Source organism: Dolichospermum sp. UHCC 0260 (genome assembly GCF_009711985.1).
Classification (GTDB): domain Bacteria; phylum Cyanobacteriota; class Cyanobacteriia; order Cyanobacteriales; family Nostocaceae; genus Dolichospermum; species Dolichospermum lemmermannii.
Genome location: NZ_VIKZ01000022.1, coordinates 48,375 through 68,016, shown reverse-complemented (window position 1 = coordinate 68,016; position 19,642 = coordinate 48,375). Strand labels below are relative to the sequence as shown.

Genomic DNA, 19,642 nt, shown 5'->3' with positions numbered 1-19,642 from the left:
GGTATTGAGAAAGGTATTGAGAAAGTTGCTAAAGCTTTGAAAGAGCAAAATATAGCCATAGAAATTATTGCAGAATCAACTGGTTTATCTTATGAAACTATTAAAAGAATTTGAGTGAATCATGCCAATTGATAGACTTGGCGATCGCATTACCGACTTTAACCCCACGGAAGGTGATTCCTACGGAGCGCTTCGCTATCGCTTTCAGCTTTGAGTTAATTATCATCTTTGTTATAATTTTATCAACCTTTGCTATACAATAAATCATGTCTTTGCAACTCAAAATTAACTACCCTGAAACTTTACCTGATGCTGTTGGTAAAACTAGAGAACAGTTTGAACAAGAAGCAAAATGGGCTATGGCAGTTAAACTATATGAAATGAAACGCCTTTCTTCTGGTATGGCTGCGGCGCTACTGGGAGTAGAGAGAGTAACTTTTATTCTCAAATTAAATGATTATGGAGTGCCATTAATTGATTTAAGTGCAAAGGAATTATTATCAGATATAGAAAATGCCTAACACCAGTGAAATTGTTATTAATACTTCTTATTTAATCTCTAATTGACGATTTAATTTCCTCCCATGTCATGACATTATCTGGATTTGCTTCATAATCACTAATCCGACGATCAAGTTCTCGTTTTTGTGCTGTTGTTAAATCGGGATAAGCCTGTTCTGCTGCGATACTTTCTAAAATATCTTGTACAATCCGAATTCTATCGGCAATACTCAGGGCTTTGATTTCATTTAAAGTTACACTGATGTCCATGTTAACTGACCTCAATAAGAAGATAAGGTATTTATCTATTTTCTAGGATAAGCGATCGCTCTCAGCTTTGAATTAATTTGAGGATGCGATAGCGAAGCGCGACCTAGGAATCGCACGCACCACATCCCAAACATCACTTCACGCTTATAGTAAGCATAAATATATTGATAGTCTCAATATAAATAGTGTTGGTTATCTTTTATGCTACAACAGTATGATAAATAGATACCCAGCATATATGACAAGCATACTCAGAGAAAAAGCATTATTCCTGATGCGTCAGGCTTTGAATAACCCAAACGCTGATTTTCGTGATGGACAATGGGAAGCCATTAAAGACTTACTAGAGAACAAATCACGGTTACTTGTTGTTCAACGCACAGGTTGGGGAAAAAGTCTAGTTTATTTTTTAGCAACTCGCTTATTAAGAGATGAAGGTGCTGGTTGTACTCTGTTAATTTCTCCTCTTTTAGCATTAATGCGAAATCAAATTGCAGCCGCCAAACGTATAGGGATAAGAGCAGAAACAATAAACTCCAGTAATACTGATGAATGGAATCTTGTCAACACAAAGTTATTAACAAATCAAGTAGATGTTTTATTAATTTCTCCAGAAAGATTAGCTAATGAAGATTTTAAACAAAATATTCTTTCACCATTAAAAACAGGTTTATTAGTAGTTGATGAAGCTCATTGTATTTCTGACTGGGGACATGATTTTCGTCCTGATTATCGCCGGATTGTCAGAGTTTTAGAAGGATTACCCAAAAATATTCCTGTTCTCACTACAACTGCTACAGCTAACAACCGAGTAGTTAATGATATTAAAGCTCAATTGGGAGAGAATTTGCGTATTTCTAGAGGTGATTTAACTAGAAAAAGTTTGCGCTTACAAAATATTTATCTTCCCAGTCAAGCAGCAAGATTAGCTTGGTTAGCGCAACATCTGCCTCAGTTACCCGGAAGTGGTATTATTTACGCATTAACTGTAAGGGATGCTCAACGAGTTGCTGATTGGTTAAAAACCCAAGGTATTAATGCTAAAGCCTATTATGGCGATTTAGATACTGAAGTTCGTATAGGATTAGAAGACGAATTACTGAATAATGAAATTAAAGCATTAGTCGCAACCACAGCTTTAGGTATGGGTTTTGATAAACCAGATTTAGGCTTTGTAATTCATTATCAAAGACCTGGTTCTGTTGTACATTATTATCAGCAAGTAGGTAGAGCCGGTAGAGCAGTAGAAACAGCATATGGTATTCTCTTAAGTGGTAATGAAGATGATGAAATTAATAATTACTTCATTAATACAGCATTTCCTCCAGAAATTCATACACAAAAAGTTTTGAATGAACTAGAAAATGCTGTTGATGGTTTTTCTATTCCTCAGTTAGAACAGAAACTCAATCTTTCAAGAGGACAAATTGATAAAGTTTTAAAAATTCTATCTCTGGAATTTCCTAACCCACCTGTAAGTAAACAAGGTTCAAAATGGTGTCTTAACCCAGTAAATTATCAATACAATACTGAAAAAATTGAATGTCTAACACAAATTCGCAGACAAGAACAAGAGCGAATGTTAGAATATATGAAAAGTCAACAATGTTTAATGGCTTTTTTAGCAACAGAATTAGATGATCCAAATCCACAAAAATGTGGTAGATGTACAGTTTGTGTAGGTACACGCTTATTACCAGAAAGTTTTACCAATGCACGACTAAATCAAGCAAATCTATTTTTACGTCGTAGTAATCAAATTCTCGAACCACGTAAACAATGGCCACCACAAGCATTATTAACTTATAGATTTTCAGGAAACATCAGAGATAATTTAAGAGCAGAACCCGGAAGAGCATTATCTTTATGGGGGGATGCGGGTTGGGGAGAATTAGTGAAACAGGGAAAATATAGAGCTAATCATTTTGATGATGAACTTGTGCAAGCTACTTTTGAGATGATTCAACTTTGGAAACCTCAACCTTTTCCGACTTGGGTAACTTGTGTTCCCTCTTTAAATCGCCCAGAACTTGTACCTAACTTTGCCAAGAGACTAGCTGAAAAATTAAGTTTACCATTTAAACCTATTGTCCGCAAAATTCGTCCAACTCAGTTACAAAAAAACATGAGTAACAGTTATCAACAAGCTCATAATTTAGATGGATCTTTTGCAATTGATTCATGGACAGGAATGAGAGGTAATGTATTATTGGTTGATGATATGGTAGATTCCCGTTGGACTTTTACTGTCATTGCAGCACTTTTGCGTAATACTGGAAGTGGATTAGTTTATCCTGTAGCATTAGCTCTTAATTCATTAGGTCAAGAGGATTAGAAAATTATGTCAAATCATGTCCTAGCACCAGATACTCAAGCAATTTTGCTATTGTGTGCTAGTTTTGGACAAAATCGCCAAACTGAACCGTTACCTCTAACTCTAAGTGAATATAACTTGTTAACAGTTTGGTTGCGAGAAAATCAAATGCGTCCCGCAGATTTATTGGAAACAACAGCAAAAGAACAATTACAAAAAATAACTAGCAATAAACTTAACCCTGATAGACTTTTAGCGTTATTACAACGGGGTGTAATGTTAAGTTTTGCAGTGGAAAAATGGACAAGTCGCGGTTTATGGATATTGGGACGTAGTGATGCTAACTATCCCAAACGGTTTAAGAAAATATTGAAACATTCAGCACCAGCAATTATTTATGGTGTGGGAAATATAGAATTATTATCTTTAGGAGGATTAGCAATTGTAGGTTCTCGTGATGTAGATGAGGATATTATTAACTACACACGCAAAGTTGCACAAACTTGTTCTCAACAAAATATACAAGTTATTTCTGGTGGTGCAAGGGGAATAGATCAAGAATCAATGTTAGGTATTTTAGATTATGGAGGAACGTCAGTTGGTGTATTAGCTGATAGTTTAACTAAAGCAGCAGTAAATAGTAAATATCGTTCTAGTATTCGAGAAGGTAGATTAACTTTAATTTCTAGCTATGATCCTGATGCTGGTTTTAATGTAGGCAGCGCAATGGGACGGAATAAATATATTTATAGTTTAGCCGATTATGCCTTAGTTGTTAATTCTGCTTTTGGTCAAGGTGGAACTTGGAATGGTGCAGTAGAAGCATTATCTAAACTCAAAGATATTCCTGTATTTGTGAGAATAACATCTTCAGTATCGGAAGGAAATCAACAATTATATAATCAAGGTGCAAAACCCTTTCCTTCAGAATTTGAAACTGGTAATTTGCGAGAAATGTTAGCAAAAGATATTGTTGATTTTGAACAGATAAAAACTGAAGTTATCATAGAAGATTCAGAATCTAAGGAGACTTCTATACCACAACATCTGCCCAATATTTCTCAAGATATTTATGAAGTTGTTTTACCTTTTATTCTCAATTCTTTACAGCAACCCAAGAGTAAAAAATATCTTGTAGATGCTTTAGAAGTGAGAGTAGGACAGATGGATGATTGGTTAAAAAGAGCTACCGATGAGGGTAAGGTAAAGGTAGAGAAAATCAATAAGTCTAAAACCGTTCATTATTTTAATAATATTGCAGAAGATTTGCCAACTATTTCTAAAGATATTTATGAGGCTGTTTTACCTCTTATCCTTAATAACTTACAGCAACCCAAGAGTAAAAAATATCTTGTAGATGCTTTAGAAGTGAGAGTAGGACAGATAGATGATTGGTTAAAAAGAGCTACCGATGAGGGTAAGGTAAAGAGATATGAGAAACCAGTTCGTTATCAGGTAATACCATCAGTTAATCAATTATCTTTGTTGTGATTTTAAGGCTAAGGCAGTTATACGCCAATACAAAAAAATGAAGGATAAAAAATTCGGCATTGCTGAATTGAGGTATGAAATTAGAAAACACAAAATCTAAAACTTTGCGTCTTTGCTCCTTTGCGTCTTTGCGCGAAATAAAATTCATACCCTTAATCAGCAACGCCAAAAATTCATCCTTCACTCTACAAACTTTATGGTTTTTATTTCCTTATTTCTCAACACCTGTATGGACAGTTTTCACCCATTTGAGGCGTTTTGGTCGGAAAGACATTCGCGCCGTTGTGCTACTCATAACTACTAACCAATGCAACATATATAAACTGCCGCGAAGGGTTTGTAAAAGTACCATTAAATAGGTAGATGGTTTAAATTGTTGATCGGAACGGACGTGCTTTAAACCGGCAAACATTCCTACTACTGACATTCCCAAAGATAAGCCAGTTACAGGACTTAATATGGGGGGACGATGACGAGCGATCGCCATTAAAATATCTGGTATTGCTGCTGTTGGCAAAATATACATTGTCACCATAAAGATCAACAAATCCCAGGTTTTCCTTGTCCCCATGCGGTTTTTGAGGATGAGATCCCAGTAGTCTAAATAACGTTGATAACCACCTTCTGCCCATCGGTTACGTTGATGCCAAAGGGCTGTAGCATTGGTGACTGCTTCTTCTTGCACCGGAGGATAAAAAACGCATTCAATATCCCATTTATCCAGATGTAACCGGATAGTTAAATCCAAATCATCGGTGATAGTTTCCTCATTCCAACCACCGCAACTAGCCAAGGCTTGACGACGGACAAATTGACCATTACCTCGGAGTTCACCAATCCCACCAATAGCAGTGCGCTGTTGTTGAAACCAAATATCCAACAACATTTCCGCCATTTGTCCCTTAGTCCAAAAATTTTCCTTAGCATTGGCGATCGCTTTACGCATTTGTACCGCCCCTACCCGTTCTTTTTGAAACAACGGAACTATTTGTAATAGCAAATCCGGTGTAACTTGGGCATCAGCATCAAATACAGCAATAATGTCTCCCTTTGTCAGCGGTAATACTTGATTTAATGCCCCCGATTTGCCGCCACTAGCGTCAGGATCACGCCTAAATACATTAAGTTGTTGGTATTCCTGCTTGAGTTGGGCTAATAATTGGGGTGTATTGTCCGTACTATTATCATCAATAATCCAGACTTCATATTGACCATTACCGTATTCCAGATTACACAGATTCTTAACTAATCTGCCAATTACCGCTTCCTCATTTTTAGCAGCCACTAACACAGAAACAAAAGGCAAATCTCCCTCTATCTCTTGGGAATGGTGACGGGGTTTGGCGAAAATAATCCCCAAAGCATGAATACCTAGCATTGTTGTTAGTCCCAGGACAAATATCGAACCCCAGGAAACTAAATGCAAGGTAATAGTACCACTCCAGACTATAGTTAAAACTAGAGCAGCTTTGCCTCTACGGCCTTTAAATCGGTTTGGTGGTAGAGACGCGGAATCCGTCCTTACTTCTGATTCCTCATCTACTGATAGGTCAGTAAAGATAGAGTCAAGGGGATCAGAGTTTCCGTTATCAGCATCATTTTCAGGACAGGAATTCGCCGGCATAGGTTACATAATTCAAAAACATCTATGCTATGTAGCTTTTATTTACAGACTAATACTGTAACAGATTCCTGTCCACCTAATTATAACTTGCTGAAAAATTTTTGCAGCAAACCCCATTTAAAGTTTAATTTCTGCCCTCAATACTGTTGTATCACTTGTATTTGTGATTTGGAACCCAAGTTTTTCACATACTCGCTGCATACCTGAATTGTCAGCTAAAATATCAGCATAGATACAGCAACTTTTCTCGTTTTTACCAACTTCTAACAATCTGCGGAGTAATTCTGTCCCTAAGCCTTGATATTGAAATTTGTCGCTCACTAGCATCGCAAATTCTGCCGCATTACTACCATGTAATTTACTTAATCTTCCTACTGCTAATATTTCCCGCTTTTCTGTTTCGGGATTTTGGTATTCTGCAACTAAAGCCATTTCTCGATCATAGTCAATAAAGCATATTCGGGTGAGTCGTTCATGGGTAATGCGTTGACTCAATTTAATCATGTGGAAATAGCGGAAATAAACACTCTCTTCTGATAAGGTTTTGTGAAATTCTACCATTAATGGTTCGTCTTCGGGACGAATAGGACGAATAGTAATTGGTGTACCATTGTTCAATTTCCAATTACTAATATATTGACTAGGATAGGGACGAATAGCTAATTTTGGTAATTGATGTTTTTCCACATCAGCAGAATGTAAAACTATCCGCGCATCTAAGGCAATTAATCCTCCAGGATGTATAGGAGTGGGAGGAATAGCCAACAACGGATTAATATCAATTTCTTTAATCCCAGGTTGTTCCACAACTAATTGACTAAATTCTACCATTAATTGTTCAAGAGCAGCAATATCAATACTTTTCCTTCCTCTGACTCCTTGCAAAGCTTTATAAATTTTGGTTTGTTCCATCATCCGTCGTGCTAGGGTAGTATTAAGAGGCGGCAGGGCAATAGAACTATCTTGAAACACTTCCACCAATTGTCCCCCAGCACCAAATAATAATACAGGTCCAAATTGCGGATCTAAACTACTCCCAATAATCAATTCATAACCATCTGTTTTTATCATTGGTTGTACAGTTACACCGAGAAAATCTGCGGCTTTAGCTTTCTGTTTTACTGATGTTTCAATATTTTGATAAGCAAGTTTTACCGATTCCGCATTTTGCAGATTTAACTGCACACCACCCACATCAGTTTTATGGGTAATAGTCTGAGAATAAAGTTTTAAAACAACGGGATAACCCAGATTTTCTGCACATTCAACTGCTTTATCTGCACTTTCAGCAATGCAACCTGCAACTATAGGAATACCGTAAGCGGCTAAGATTTCCTTAGATTCAAATTCCGTGAGAATTGTTCTTCCTGCTGTTTTTGCAGCTTGAATAATATTTTCGACTATGGCACAATTACGAGTATTAGCATCACAAGTGAATGTCGGTAAAACTGGAGTTTCATAAATACCGCGCAGGTTATAACTGGATTTCCACATATAACTAAATACCCGCGCTGCTGTATCGGGATAGGAGTATGTGGGAATACCTTGACTATTAAGAATTTGTTGTCCCGCAGCTACATCAGCACCACCCATCCAACTGGCTAAAATTGGTTTACCAGACATTTGTGCATAAGGTTTTAATTGTTCGGCTATTTGGGTAGGATCTGTCATTGCTTGAGGTGTTAAAATCACTAATAACCCATCACTATTGGGATCTTTTGTGACAATTTCTAAGGCTTTTTTATAACGTTGGGGATCAGCATCTCCTAAAATATCAATAGGATTATTATGACTCCACTGCGGGGGTAAAATTTCATTGAGAGAATTCATAATTTCGGGAGAAATTGCTGCTAATTCTCCCCCACTTTCAATTAATGTATCTGTTGCTAATACTCCCGGACCGCCAGCATTAGTTAAAATCGTTAATCGTGAACCTTGGGGACGGGGTTGTTTTGCTAATACTTCCGACATATCAAATAAATCAGAAATACTATTGACTCGTAACACCCCACAACGGCGAAAAGCTGCATCTAATACGGCATCATTTCCTGTTAATGCACCCGTGTGAGAAGCTGCGGCTTTAGCTGCGGCTGTAGTACGACCGGCTTTAATGACAATGATCGGTTTTGTTAATGCCACCTCTCGCGCTGCTGATAGGAAGGAACGCGCATTCCCAATGGATTCCATATAAATTACAATACTTTTAGTATGGAGATCATCTCCGAGATAATAAATTAAATCTCCCCAACCAATATCTAACATTGAACCAATGGAAATGAAGGCACTAAAACCAACATTCTCCTGTAAACTCCAATCAAGAATTGCTGTACATAAAGCTCCACTTTGACTAATAAAACCAACATTTCCTGGACGCGCCATTTTACTGGCAAAGGTAGCATTTAAACCAGAAATTGGATTCATTACTCCTAAACAATTAGGACCGATAATTCTAATTTTTCCTCTTTGTGCTTGTTGGATAATTTCCTGTTCTAAAGCGATACCTTTTTCTCCAGCTTCTTTAAAACCAGCGGAAATAATAATTGCTCCTTTAATTCCGGACTCAACGCCATCAGCAATAATTTTTGGGACTGTAGATGCAGGAGTGGCAATAACAGCTAAATCTATTTTTTCAGGAACATCAAATATAGTAGAATAAGCTTTAATTCCTAATATACTAGAATGCTGAGGATTAATGGGAAAAACTGTTCCTCCAAAGGGATTAGTGATTAAGTTCCAAAGTAGATTCCGTCCCACACTTCCGGGTTTCTCACTTGCACCAATGACAGCAACAGTTTTAGGTGCAAAAATGGCATCTAATGGGTTTAATTTCTCTGGACAAAAGATATTGTAAGGCTTGTTGGTGATTGGTTTGATAGGTGCTTCCATGACTACTCCTTAATCAGTTATAGCGGTATGCTATTGAATGAGGTACAATATTGATGGAAAAAGCCGCTCTGGGAATGAATTCCCAGTCTCATAGCTAAAGTCATCTAAAGATGACTAAAAATTCTCAAAAATCCTCAGTTTACTTAAGTAAAGTTTGGCTATTAGCCCGGAAATATGGCTTACGCTACACCATCATTTCAGTGCGGGTATGGAAGCCAATAAATAAACTATTTTTAGCTGAAGTTGACACCACTGCTTCTGGACAGAACCCTATTTTTCAATTGTATTAAGAATTTGCATAATTGTAACTATGGCGATCGCTATACCTTTTTCTGCTGTTGGTGAAATGCGATCGCTCAGTTCAAAATTCACTCCTGGGACTGAGACTAACCACGCTGACGGACAATGACCATAGAGGATTTGAGAAAGGGCAAGTAGGGATGACGGATTACTAATATGGGTATTAATAGTATTCAACTCAGACGGTAATAATGATTGCACCTGCACCTGACCAGATTGGGAATTGATACAGGCATCAACAAAAATTGCTAAATTGACATTTGCTAAAGGTGCAGCTAATTCTGGTGTCAATTGATGAACTGCAATGGATTGCACAGATGATAAACAACAATCTTTGATAGCTTTTGCCACTTGTTGTCCAATAGCATCATCACCACGTAAATCATTGCCATAGCCAATCACCAATGCACGTACCATTATTTTCCAACTCTTTTGATCTAGTACAACACGGCATTTTTAATTTTCCTCCTAAATGTTTCTGAAACATCAAATAAATTGTTATTTTTGAAGTCATTTACTGAGCCATAAAACCTCCGTCTATGACAAGGTGTTCTCCCGTAATAAAGGAAGCCTGATCTGAACAAAGAAAAACTACTGCATTAGCAATTTCTTCTTCTTTTCCGACCCTACCCATGGGATGTTTGTTAATAAACTCTCGATAAAAAGGAATAGAAAAGAAAGGACGAGTCATATCTGTATCAATCAATCCCGGACATACTGCATTAACACGAATATTTGATCGGGCAACTTCTAAAGCCACTGTTTTAGTTAAGCCTAATACCGCGTGTTTACTAGCTGTATAAAGATGTGTATTAGATGAACCAGTTAACCCCAAAATTGAAGCACAATTAACAATTGTTCCCCCTCCCTGCTTCAACATTTGAGATATTTCATATTTCAGGCAAAGAAATACACCTTTAACATTGACATTAAAGACTTGTTCATAATTTTCAACTGTTTCTTCTGTAATTGGATTGACAGTATAATAACCAGCATTATTAAAAGCACAGTCAAGACGACTATAGATTTCAACGGTTTTTCCTATTAAATTTTTAACCTGTTTTTCTTGAGTAACATCAGTTTGAATAAAAAAACCTTCTCCACCTGCTTTTTTGATTAATTCAACAGTTTCTTCTCCTTCCTTAACCCTACGGGCAGCAACGACAACTTTTGCCCCTTCTTTAGCAAAGGCAACTGCTGTTGCTCGACCAATACCAGAACTAGCACCTGTGACTAAAACAACTTTATTTTCAAAGTTTTTCATAGTTTAAATCTGCTTTATTATAAGATTATAAAAAGTTTTTTACGACCCAAATTCCACCAAAAGGCATAATTGTATATTGGCAGGTGATATGAATTAGCTGAATGCTTACGATTTATCCTTTGCTTTAAAACTAGCATAAAGATTTGATAAATTTCTGATAAGACACAAAAACACTGAAAACAAACTTATGTAAACATAGCCTATATTTTTTGCATATTCGTTATAATATGAATGTAGATAGCATTGAGAATTCCGTAAAAAATTTAGATAAATTGTGAGGCTGCTCTATGCCTGAAGTTAATTTTCAACAGTCAATTAATAGTGCTGCTACGATTGTAGAAGAATATGCAGTCGGAAAAAGAGACTTTGAAAAAGCAGAATTAGGAGAAGCTAATCTACAAAATTTTGACTTGAAAGGCTCTGATTTCAGTTATGCTGATTTGAGTACAGCTAATCTCAGTGGTGCAAATCTGCGAGGATGTGATTTGAGTTTTGCTGATTTAAGTGAAGCTAATTTAGAAAATGCAGATTTGCGCGGAGCAATGTTATTTTCTGCAAATTTACGTACAGCTAATTTACAGGGGACGCATTTAGAAAAAGCAGATTGTGATCATAATACCCGGTTTCCCGCAAATTTTGACCCTATTGTAGCAGGTGTAAACATAAGTAACCCATCTGTATAGATACTGGTGCGGCTGCTATAGCCGCTTATTATTTATACTGGCAATATTGTAAATTGTCACAAAAAACCCATTGTATCACTTGACAATTAGAATAGCATATTTTATCAATTTTTGCAAATTTTAATTTTATAACTTAATTTTTCCCTGGAAATACTTTAGTTAAATCTAAGATTAATTCCGGGAAAGATGGCAATTTGACAGACTCATTAGGGAGGATAATTGATTTGTGACGATAGCCAAATTTACCTTGTAAATCTTGATATGGGTCACTGTAGCATTCTAAATAATAGATAAAATTTGGGTAATATGAGTTTAGCTTAAATTATATCATGTTTAGCTTAAATTATATCATAAAAATACCAGATCCCCAGATCCCCGACTTCTTCAAGAAGTCGGGGATCTAAATACTTAATTACGGCAAATTTGATTAACTACAGCACCATTGTTATTTACTACTTCTATTAATAAAGGCATTTGTCCCATTGCATGAGTTGAACAACTCAAACAAGGATCAAAAGCCCTAATTCCGGCTTCGACACGGTTTAACATTCCTTCTTTTATGTTATCACCTTGGATAAAATGGCGGGCAATTTGGGCAACGCTACGATTCATTGCTAAGTTATTTTGACCCGTGGCAATAATCAAATTTACCTTTAACATTAAACCATTTTCATCAACTTGATAATGGTGAAATAATGTCCCCCTTGGGGCTTCACTTACACCCACAGCTTCTAGGCAATTAATACCAGCTTCAGCACAGAGACGATTTGATAAAATATCTGGATCATCAAGGATAATCTCTATATGTTCAATTGCTGCTAAAATTTCAATTAACCGGGCATGATGATAGAAAAATGATGATTTAACAGTTCCGGTTCCATAACTACGAAATTCTTTTAATTCTGTGTCTGCTAAAGGTGTGCCAATCTGACTACAAATATTTAATCTAGCTAATGGTCCGACGCGATACATTCCACTATCTAAACGACAATGATCACTGCTATCAGGATAACCTAAAGGAAGATAATAAGGTGATTTTAAATAAGAGTCTGTTTGCACCGCTTCACCGATAAATTCATGATAGTTAGTGGGGTCAAGTTGATCAGCAACAATATTCCCTCCACTATCAACAAATCGGATATGTCCATCATAAGTTTCCCATAAACCTTCAGGACTGACTAAACCCATGAATAAACTCGGAAAATTACCAAAAGTTTTAACTTCTTTTTGATAGGTTTTTAACAAGTTTTTAAATAACTCAATAGCATTAATTACAGTGGCTTTGGCTTCAGGAATTTTTTGCTGAATGTGGGTGCGATTTTCTGTGGTTAAAGGGTCACGAACTCCACCAGGAACAGCCCAGGAAGGATGAATTTTTTTGCCTCCTAATAATTCAATGATTTCTTGTCCAAATTGGCGTAAACGGATTCCACCTCTGGCTAATTCCGGTTCAGCGGCAATTAAACCAAAAATATTGCGTTTTTCTGGTTCGCTATCCATACCTAATAATAGGTCTGGTGCGCTGAGGTGAAAGAAGCTGAGGGCATGAGATTGGATGATTTGCCCTAAATTCATCAAACGGCGTAATTGGGTGGCTGTTTTGGGGATTGTGACGGCTAAAATGCGATCGCCTGTTTTGGCTGATGCTAATAAGTGACTGACTGGACAAATACCGCAAATTCTCGCAGTAATTCCTGGCATTTCTGGAAATGGACGACCAACACAAAATTTTTCAAACCCGCGAAATTCAGTGACATGAAATCTAGCATCATTTACTTGACCTTCATCATCTAAATAAATGCTAATTTTCGCGTGGCCTTCAATGCGAGTAACGGGGTCAATAATGATTGTTTTCATAATTAATCGGTGATTAGTAATAATAAGCAATTGTAGGTTGGGTCTAGTTGGGTTTCCTTGCGTCAACTCAACCTACATATAGTAATTACAAATCATAAATTCTAGATTCTGCTAATTCTGGATATTCATCACAGTAATCTTCAAAGGCAGTTTTGAGAGGTTTTTCAGAGAGTTGGTGAGCAATTTCTGCTTGAATTTCTTCTACCACATCCCAAGCGGCTGCACATTCTGTGGAATTAATGCCTTTTTCTGCACAAACAATTCGAGCTTTTTTAATTTCATCTTGTAATTCTTGTTCTAACAAAAATGAGCGCGGTTGTTCTAAACAACTACTTCTGGCTAAGATGTCAGTAAGTGAAATTATTCCTAATAATTTACCACTAATTACAGGCGCACGGCGGAGATGGTGGTTAGCAAATAATCTGGCTACATATTCTAAACCTAATTCTGGATTGACGACAATACAAGGTTTAGTCATAATTTCATAAACACGGATTTTATTTGGATCTTTGCTGTAGGAAATGACTTTATAAACAATGTCGCTTTCTGTGATAATTCCATAAGCATCTTGTTCATGACGACGATCTACAATTAATGCTCTCCAATCTCTTGCTTTCATTAAATCAACTGCTTCTTTGACTGTGGCTGAACTGCGAATCATGGCCACATCTTTAGTCATCACATCTGCTGCTGTTAACATAATTTACCTCAGAAAAAATAGGAGTCAGGAGAAAGAAGAAGAAAGAAGATATTTATTTGGTCGTGATCACTAATTAACCAAATTTAATCATTTCTCGGCCGACAATTTCCGGCTTTTCTCCTTTTAATAGTGGTGCAAGTGCGGCACGAATGCGAGGTGCAGAAGGTGGACAACCTGGTAAATAAATATCAACAGGTACTACCTTATGCACAGGGACAACTGTATCTAGTAAAGGGGGAACAATTCCTGGTGAATTGGGAATTTGTTGATTAATATCGGCTGCTTGAATATAAGCTAATTGTAGGGCTGGTTCAGCACCACCGGAAAGATTACGCAAAGCGGTGACATTACCAGTAACAGCACAATCACCAAAGGAAATTATTGTTTTAGTTCGTTCTCTAATTTTGTAAATTAATTCTAAATGTTCTTCATTAGCTATAGCACCTTCAACTAATACGATATCTACACCTTCGGGATATTCTTTAATATCAGCAATGGGACTATAAACTAGATCTACTTGTGCAGCTAAGTCTATTAACCATTCATCTAAATCAAGAAAGGACATATGACAGCCAGAACAACCACCTAACCAAACTGTTGCTAATTTAATTTTAGTCATTTTTTTAGATTTTTAGATATTTAAAATTCATGTATTTCTCCCTTTGCGCCTCTGCGTGAGATACTAGATATTAAAAATTCCATTGTTTTTTCTCTCGTGCAGTTACTAAAAATTCAATTTTGCCCCGATCATGTTTCATTTCACCAACACTTGAACCCTTATCAAATAACGCTCCTGTGGGACAGGCATTTACACATTTACCGCAGGAAGTACAAGTTTGGGAAGTTCCCCAAGGTTGATTTAAATCAGTAATTACGTGAGATTTTGATCCTCTTCCTGCCATATCCCAAGTATGTGCGCCTTCGATTTCATCACAGACCCGAATACAGCGAGTGCAAAGCACACAACGATTATGATCTATGCCAAAAAGATGATGAGAAGTATCAACAGTTCGCTGAGGATTTTGATATTCTAAGCGGAGATGATCCATGCCCATTTCTATGGCTAAATCTTGTAATTCACAGTTACCATTAGCAACACAAACGGAACAAACATGATTACCTTCGGCAAATAACATTTCTACAATTGTCCGCCGATATTTTTGTAAGCGATCGCTATTTGTATTTACCTCCATTCCTTCTATCACTTTTGTCACGCAAGCAGGTTGTAATTTATTACTTCCCGCAATTTCCACCAAACATAAACGACAAGCACCAATATCATCTACACCTTCTAAATGGCACAATGTAGGAATATGAATACTCGCTTCCTGCGCTGCTTCTAGTAAGGTTTCATTCTCACGAGCGCTAATCAATTCCCCATTTATTGTTAAAGTTTTTACAGTCATAATAATTTGGTAATTGGTAATTGGTAATTGGTAAATAACTCTTACCAGTAACAACTGACAACTGACGACTGACAACTGACCACTAACTACTGACTAATTCCAAATATTCATCTCGAAAATATCGCAAAGTGCTAAAAACTGGATTTGGTGCAGACTGTCCTAAACCACATAAACTTGTGTGTTTTACCATATCGCAAAGTTCCTCCAATAAATCTAAATCAGCTAGTGAACCTTTTCCTTGACTAATCTTTGTTAATAAACCGTGTAATTGTACAGTTCCCACACGACAAGGAATGCACTTACCGCAAGATTCATCCATGCAAAATTCCATGAAAAAGCGAGCGACATCTACCATATTTGTAGTTTGATCCATGACAATCATTCCCCCCGAACCCATCATTGAACCCAAGGCGGTTAAGGATTCATAATCTACAGGTGTAGCAAAAGCCGACGCAGGAATACATCCCCCTGAAGGACCGCCGGTTTGTACTGCTTTAGCAATACCATTGTCGGGAACACCTCCTCCCATTTCCTCGACAATTTCTTGTAAAGATGTTCCCATTGGGACTTCTATTAAACCCGTGTTGCGGATGTTTCCAGCTAACGCAAATACCTTTGTGCCTTTGCTTTTACCAATACCGATATTAGCAAACCAGTCAGCACCTTTACGAATAATCGGCGCAATATTGGCAAAGGTTTCCACATTGTTAATTAACGTCGGATAGCCCCATAAACCGGACTCAGCCGGGTATGGTGGCCGGGGATGAGGGACACCACGTTTACCTTCAATGGAAGCCATTAAAGCCGTTTCTTCACCGCAGACATAAGCGCCCGCACCAATGCGAATTTCTACTTTAAAATCAAAGGGAGAGTCAAAGATTTGTGAACCCAAAAGCCCTAAGTGTTGGGCTTGACGAATAGCAATTTCTAGCCGTTGAATAGCAATAGGATATTCTGCCCTAACATAAATATAGCCTTGATTTGCCCCGATAGAGTAGGCAGCGATCGCCATCCCTTCCAAAACTCGATGCGGATCACTTTCCAATACACTCCTATCCATGAATGCACCAGGATCACCTTCATCAGCATTGCAAATTACAAACTTCCTCTCACCGGCGGATTTTGCTACTGTTCCCCATTTTAAACCAGTGGGATAACCAGCACCACCGCGTCCCCTTAAACCACTTTTAGTAATAGTTTCTACCACCTGACTAGGTTTCATTTCCCGTAGCACTTGGTAAAGGGCCTGATAACCATCAGCCGCAATATAAGCTTGAATCCGTTCCGGGTCAATTTTACCACTGTTTTCTAGAACAATCGGCAATTGACGGCTAAAAAATGGCTGATTTAAATCACCCTGTTGTAAATTTGTGACTTTTCCATTTACCCCCACAATAATTTCGGCTGCATTTTCCGGGGTAACTTTTTGATACAACTTCGATATGAGTGAATTTTCCTGGTTTTCTACCTGTACCAATGGTCCGTGACAACACAGACGCATACAACCCACACCAGAAACTTGCACAGTATCTTGTAAACCCGCAGCTTTCACAGATGCTTCGAGATTGTCTTTCACAGCTTGAGAATCAGAAGAGAGACAACCCGCAGCAGTACAACACCGAACTTGCACAGATTTCCGTTGAGAAAGTTCCGTTTGGGCAATTTCTAATAACTCATTTAGTTCCATTTTGCCACCATTCTCCCACTTTTTCGCAAACCGATTCTGGAGTTTGATTACCTAAAATAGCACCATCAAACACTACCGCAGGGGCAATTCCACAAGCCCCCAAACATCTAGCCGTCATCAAAGAAATTTGACCATTTGCAGTAGTTTCTCCTGCATGAATTTGCGTAAACTGTTCCACATTTGTTAAGATCGCTGTTGAGCCTTTAACATAACAAGCTGTACCCGTACAAACCACACAATTATGAACCCCTTTCGGTGCTAGGGAAAACAAATGATAGAAGGTAGCTACCCCATAAACCCGACTCGGTGGTAACTTGAGACTATGGGAAATGTAAAGCAATAAATCCAGTTCTAAATAACCAAATAGTTCAGAAGCCCGATGCAGAATTTCAATGAGTGCATCTTGTTGATATTGATTACGCTTAATAGTTGCGTCTAAAATCTTTAAACGCTTGTCTCCACTTGGATGAGTTGAAGAAAGTGGAACTGATGTTTTCATATTTTTCACGCAAGTGTCACACTAAAAATCTGTTGTCGGGTGCGTCAGAAGGCATAAATCCTGTAAATAAACAGATTGTTGATATCTGACGCACCCGACAAATATTCATCCCTCTTTATCTGTGTTTATCTGCGTTTATCTGCGGTTAATAATTCTTGAAATCTGATTCTATGCAGCTTCAATTAGCATTAATTACTAAATGTAGTAGCTGCTGAAGTAACATTTACCGCTTGGGAACTAATAGGAACATGAACAATCTGCACTGAACAGGGTGCATGATGTAAAACATAATTACTCACACTACCGAGAAAAAATTCCGTCAGTCCAGAACGTCCCCGTCGTCCCATCATAATTAAGTCAGCATTCCAGTCAATGGCTAATTCACAAATCATTCGTCCTGGATTACCAGTATTTTGTGTAAATTCCGTATTAACACCAGATTTATTAGCTTGAGCGCTCCATGACTGTAACATTTGCAAGCCTTCATTTTTAAATTTTTCCCAATGCTCTTGGTATAATTTAAAACTTTGCTCATTCCAACCGGGATAGTAGTCAATATTGGGGAAAACCAGCGCCTCTGGACTGCCTTCTTCTTCTTGTGATAAAACGTGCAGTAACATTAAGTTTGCAGATGTGATCTTGGCTAAAGATAAAGCTTGTTCAAAAACTTTTACGCTCATTTCTGAGCGATCTACTGCGACTAAAATTCTGTTAAACATATATACCTCGATGTTAGCTTGCTAACTAATGATAATGAGTATATTCGGCTTTTTAGGTTAATATTTGGTAAAAGCATCCTTAATATTCACTAACAATCATACAACAGGGGTCAAGAGTCAAAGCCTTTTATGGCATAGTTTTGTAATTAAATTTTACACTTCATATAACTACAATATCTTGCATCTATACACAAAGAATTTGGGTAACTGGTGAGAATAGATATTTAAGTTAATGTTCGATATTTATGCTAGACGAAAAAGAAAAAAATTGCATCTCATCGAAGATAGATTAAAAAATATTAAAATTTATTTCTCTGTAGCGATAATATGTAAATCTATGTTTTGATTTCTGATTAACTCCAGCAAGCGTTGTGTAAAAGAGCGTTTGAAAAATCTTTTCCATCGAGGTTGCTGACTTTCACCAATAACTATCTGAGTGATATGATAAGTTGCGGCAATTTGGGCAATTGTTTGAGAAACATTGTGATTTTTAATATGGAGAAATTCACCAGCGAATTCAAGACATAGTTTTTCACAAGTATCAATGTGTAAACTTTCTTCCTTACTGAGAAAACGTTCAGGATCTGCAATAAATAGAGTATAAAGTTTGGCATTCATATAATTAGCAAGTCGCGCCCCACGCCGTAATAATTGAATCGAATTGGGATAAGTAGATACACATACTAAAACTCGTTCGTGGACATTACAAATTTGCCCAGCAGAAATGGAAGTATTTGCTTCTTCTTCAACCGTATCTGCGACTTCTCTTAGTGCTAATTCTCGCAAAGCAATCAGATTTCGACGTTGAAAAAAGTTTTCTAAAGATTGCTCAATTTTATCAGGAGTATAGATTTTACCTTCCCGTAAGCGTTCTTCTAAAGTTTCTGGAGTCACATCAATCACAACAACAGCATCAGCTTCATCTAAGAGAAGATCAGGGATACGTTCTCTCACCACAACACCCGTAATTCTAGCTACCAAATCATTCAAACTTTCTAGATGTTGAATGTTGACAGTAGAGTAAACATCTATACCTTCTGCTAAAATTAATTCTACATCTTGATAGCGTTTTTCTCTAGCTGAACCGGGGATATTTGTATGCGCTAATTCATCAACTAAAACCAGTTGGGGAGAGCGTTCTAAAATTGTCTCCGTGTCCATTTCTTGAAGATTGATATTCTTGTGAATACTGGCTTTTTTAGGAATTATCTCCAATCCTATGGCTTTTGCAGCCGTGTCCTTGCGTCCATGAGTTTCTAAAACGCCAATAACAACATCAATACCATCTTGTTTGAGTTGATGTGCTTCCTCTAGCATTCTATAAGTTTTCCCCACACCGGGAGCCATACCAATGAAAATTTTATGCTTTCCGCGTCGAGCAGGACGAATATAAGAACTGTCAGGAGAAGGGGTAGAGGGATTAAACATGAAGAAATTCCTA

General features: G+C 37.4%; 18 protein-coding genes and 1 pseudogene. 5 read left to right on the top strand and 14 right to left on the bottom strand.

The genetic code is table 11. From position 1 onward, the window contains the following. Positions 1 to 266 precede the first annotated feature (266 nt). Positions 267 to 521 (top strand): UPF0175 family protein, encoded by a 255-nt coding sequence (locus tag FJR08_RS10815; protein WP_148765436.1) that lies wholly within the window; start codon positions 267 to 269, stop codon positions 519 to 521. A 31-nt stretch (positions 522 to 552) separates the two neighbouring features. On the opposite strand, the gene FJR08_RS10810 is transcribed toward FJR08_RS10815, so the two are convergent. Then, positions 553 to 771, bottom strand: a complete 219-nt coding sequence (locus tag FJR08_RS10810; RefSeq protein ID WP_148765438.1) for an addiction module protein — start codon at positions 769 to 771, stop codon at positions 553 to 555. A gap of 238 nt (positions 772 to 1,009) precedes the next feature. Between FJR08_RS10810 and FJR08_RS10805 the strand changes: the two genes are divergently transcribed. Continuing rightward, entirely contained in the window at positions 1,010 to 3,106 is a 2,097-nt protein-coding gene (locus FJR08_RS10805; RefSeq protein ID WP_148765440.1) for a RecQ family ATP-dependent DNA helicase, read from the top strand. A 6-nt stretch (positions 3,107 to 3,112) separates the two neighbouring features. Beyond that, entirely contained in the window at positions 3,113 to 4,576 is a 1,464-nt protein-coding gene (locus FJR08_RS10800; protein WP_246862980.1) for a DNA-processing protein DprA, read from the top strand. A gap of 211 nt (positions 4,577 to 4,787) precedes the next feature. Here FJR08_RS10800 and FJR08_RS10795 read toward each other — a convergent pair whose 3' ends face one another. Both FJR08_RS10795 and FJR08_RS10790 read right to left on the bottom strand, forming a co-directional pair. Next, on the bottom strand, positions 4,788 to 6,200 hold the full coding sequence (locus FJR08_RS10795; protein WP_168633157.1) for a glycosyltransferase family 2 protein: 1,413 nt from the start codon (positions 6,198 to 6,200) through the stop codon (positions 4,788 to 4,790). A 117-nt stretch (positions 6,201 to 6,317) separates the two neighbouring features. Then, on the bottom strand, positions 6,318 to 9,086 hold the full coding sequence (locus tag FJR08_RS10790) for a bifunctional acetate--CoA ligase family protein/GNAT family N-acetyltransferase (RefSeq protein WP_168633156.1): 2,769 nt from the start codon (positions 9,084 to 9,086) through the stop codon (positions 6,318 to 6,320). Positions 9,087 to 9,196: 110 nt separating this feature from the next. On the opposite strand from FJR08_RS10790, the gene FJR08_RS23220 reads away from it, so the two are divergent. Then, the gene (locus FJR08_RS23220) at positions 9,197 to 9,376 is read left to right on the top strand and encodes a hypothetical protein (protein ID WP_041457879.1); all 180 of its coding nucleotides are present in this window, start codon (positions 9,197 to 9,199) and stop codon (positions 9,374 to 9,376) included. Here the strand turns inward: FJR08_RS23220 and FJR08_RS10785 are convergent. Further along, a complete protein-coding gene (locus FJR08_RS10785) occupies positions 9,357 to 9,803 on the bottom strand; it encodes a hydrogenase maturation protease (RefSeq protein WP_168633155.1) in 447 nt (148 codons plus the stop codon). The genes FJR08_RS23220 and FJR08_RS10785 overlap by 20 nt on opposite strands. A 97-nt stretch (positions 9,804 to 9,900) precedes the next feature. Continuing rightward, positions 9,901 to 10,650 (bottom strand): SDR family oxidoreductase, encoded by a 750-nt coding sequence (locus tag FJR08_RS10780; protein WP_168633154.1) that lies wholly within the window; start codon positions 10,648 to 10,650, stop codon positions 9,901 to 9,903. Positions 10,651 to 10,937: 287 nt separating this feature from the next. On the opposite strand from FJR08_RS10780, the gene FJR08_RS10775 reads away from it, so the two are divergent. Beyond that, the gene (locus tag FJR08_RS10775) at positions 10,938 to 11,333 is read left to right on the top strand and encodes a pentapeptide repeat-containing protein (protein ID WP_168633153.1); all 396 of its coding nucleotides are present in this window, start codon (positions 10,938 to 10,940) and stop codon (positions 11,331 to 11,333) included. 133 nt (positions 11,334 to 11,466) lie between these two features. On the opposite strand, the pseudogene FJR08_RS23615 reads toward FJR08_RS10775, so the two are convergent. The 9 genes and pseudogenes from FJR08_RS23615 to FJR08_RS10735 form a co-directional block, all read right to left on the bottom strand. Then, a pseudogene (locus FJR08_RS23615) lies at positions 11,467 to 11,619 on the bottom strand (Uma2 family endonuclease); the annotation flags it as partial. 122 nt (positions 11,620 to 11,741) lie between these two features. Continuing rightward, positions 11,742 to 13,190, bottom strand: a complete 1,449-nt coding sequence (locus FJR08_RS10770; protein WP_168633152.1) for a Ni/Fe hydrogenase subunit alpha — start codon at positions 13,188 to 13,190, stop codon at positions 11,742 to 11,744. 85 nt (positions 13,191 to 13,275) lie between these two features. Then, a complete protein-coding gene (locus FJR08_RS10765; protein ID WP_015079812.1) occupies positions 13,276 to 13,890 on the bottom strand; it encodes a CP12 domain-containing protein in 615 nt (204 codons plus the stop codon). A 73-nt stretch (positions 13,891 to 13,963) separates the two neighbouring features. Beyond that, a complete protein-coding gene (locus FJR08_RS10760) occupies positions 13,964 to 14,509 on the bottom strand; it encodes a hydrogenase subunit HoxY (RefSeq protein WP_015079813.1) in 546 nt (181 codons plus the stop codon). Between the two features lie 70 nt (positions 14,510 to 14,579). Continuing rightward, on the bottom strand, positions 14,580 to 15,296 hold the full coding sequence (hoxU, locus tag FJR08_RS10755; protein WP_015079814.1) for a bidirectional hydrogenase complex protein HoxU: 717 nt from the start codon (positions 15,294 to 15,296) through the stop codon (positions 14,580 to 14,582). 82 nt (positions 15,297 to 15,378) lie between these two features. Beyond that, a complete protein-coding gene (locus FJR08_RS10750) occupies positions 15,379 to 16,983 on the bottom strand; it encodes a NuoF family protein (RefSeq protein WP_015079815.1) in 1,605 nt (534 codons plus the stop codon). Beyond that, entirely contained in the window at positions 16,970 to 17,482 is a 513-nt protein-coding gene (gene hoxE / locus FJR08_RS10745) for a bidirectional hydrogenase complex protein HoxE (RefSeq protein WP_015079816.1), read from the bottom strand. The genes FJR08_RS10750 and hoxE overlap by 14 nt, the downstream gene beginning before the upstream one ends. A 188-nt stretch (positions 17,483 to 17,670) precedes the next feature. Then, complete coding sequence (locus FJR08_RS10740) at positions 17,671 to 18,201, bottom strand: universal stress protein (protein WP_015079817.1); 531 nt, start codon at positions 18,199 to 18,201, stop codon at positions 17,671 to 17,673. A gap of 306 nt (positions 18,202 to 18,507) precedes the next feature. Beyond that, entirely contained in the window at positions 18,508 to 19,629 is a 1,122-nt protein-coding gene (locus tag FJR08_RS10735) for a sensor protein KdpD (protein WP_168633151.1), read from the bottom strand. Positions 19,630 to 19,642 lie beyond the last annotated feature (13 nt).

What these genes read in the sequence shown, in the direction of transcription:
- FJR08_RS10780 (WP_168633154.1), bottom strand. Translation starts at nt 10,650, where the DNA reads ATGAAAAACTTTGAAAATAAAGTTGTTTTAGTCACAGGTGCTAGTTCT.
- FJR08_RS10800 (WP_246862980.1), top strand. Translation starts at nt 3,113, where the DNA reads ATGTCAAATCATGTCCTAGCACCAGATACTCAAGCAATTTTGCTATTG.
- FJR08_RS10790 (WP_168633156.1), bottom strand. Translation starts at nt 9,086, where the DNA reads ATGGAAGCACCTATCAAACCAATCACCAACAAGCCTTACAATATCTTT.
- FJR08_RS10815 (WP_148765436.1), top strand. Translation starts at nt 267, where the DNA reads ATGTCTTTGCAACTCAAAATTAACTACCCTGAAACTTTACCTGATGCT.
- FJR08_RS10810 (WP_148765438.1), bottom strand. Translation starts at nt 771, where the DNA reads ATGGACATCAGTGTAACTTTAAATGAAATCAAAGCCCTGAGTATTGCC.
- FJR08_RS10795 (WP_168633157.1), bottom strand. Translation starts at nt 6,200, where the DNA reads ATGCCGGCGAATTCCTGTCCTGAAAATGATGCTGATAACGGAAACTCT.
- FJR08_RS10740 (WP_015079817.1), bottom strand. Translation starts at nt 18,201, where the DNA reads ATGTTTAACAGAATTTTAGTCGCAGTAGATCGCTCAGAAATGAGCGTA.
- FJR08_RS10770 (WP_168633152.1), bottom strand. Translation starts at nt 13,190, where the DNA reads ATGAAAACAATCATTATTGACCCCGTTACTCGCATTGAAGGCCACGCG.
- FJR08_RS10775 (WP_168633153.1), top strand. Translation starts at nt 10,938, where the DNA reads ATGCCTGAAGTTAATTTTCAACAGTCAATTAATAGTGCTGCTACGATT.
- FJR08_RS10750 (WP_015079815.1), bottom strand. Translation starts at nt 16,983, where the DNA reads ATGGAACTAAATGAGTTATTAGAAATTGCCCAAACGGAACTTTCTCAA.
- FJR08_RS10765 (WP_015079812.1), bottom strand. Translation starts at nt 13,890, where the DNA reads ATGTTAACAGCAGCAGATGTGATGACTAAAGATGTGGCCATGATTCGC.
- hoxE (WP_015079816.1), bottom strand. Translation starts at nt 17,482, where the DNA reads ATGAAAACATCAGTTCCACTTTCTTCAACTCATCCAAGTGGAGACAAG.
- FJR08_RS10805 (WP_148765440.1), top strand. Translation starts at nt 1,010, where the DNA reads ATGACAAGCATACTCAGAGAAAAAGCATTATTCCTGATGCGTCAGGCT.
- hoxU (WP_015079814.1), bottom strand. Translation starts at nt 15,296, where the DNA reads ATGACTGTAAAAACTTTAACAATAAATGGGGAATTGATTAGCGCTCGT.
- FJR08_RS10735 (WP_168633151.1), bottom strand. Translation starts at nt 19,629, where the DNA reads ATGTTTAATCCCTCTACCCCTTCTCCTGACAGTTCTTATATTCGTCCT.
- FJR08_RS23220 (WP_041457879.1), top strand. Translation starts at nt 9,197, where the DNA reads ATGACTAAAAATTCTCAAAAATCCTCAGTTTACTTAAGTAAAGTTTGG.
- FJR08_RS10785 (WP_168633155.1), bottom strand. Translation starts at nt 9,803, where the DNA reads ATGGTACGTGCATTGGTGATTGGCTATGGCAATGATTTACGTGGTGAT.
- FJR08_RS10760 (WP_015079813.1), bottom strand. Translation starts at nt 14,509, where the DNA reads ATGACTAAAATTAAATTAGCAACAGTTTGGTTAGGTGGTTGTTCTGGC.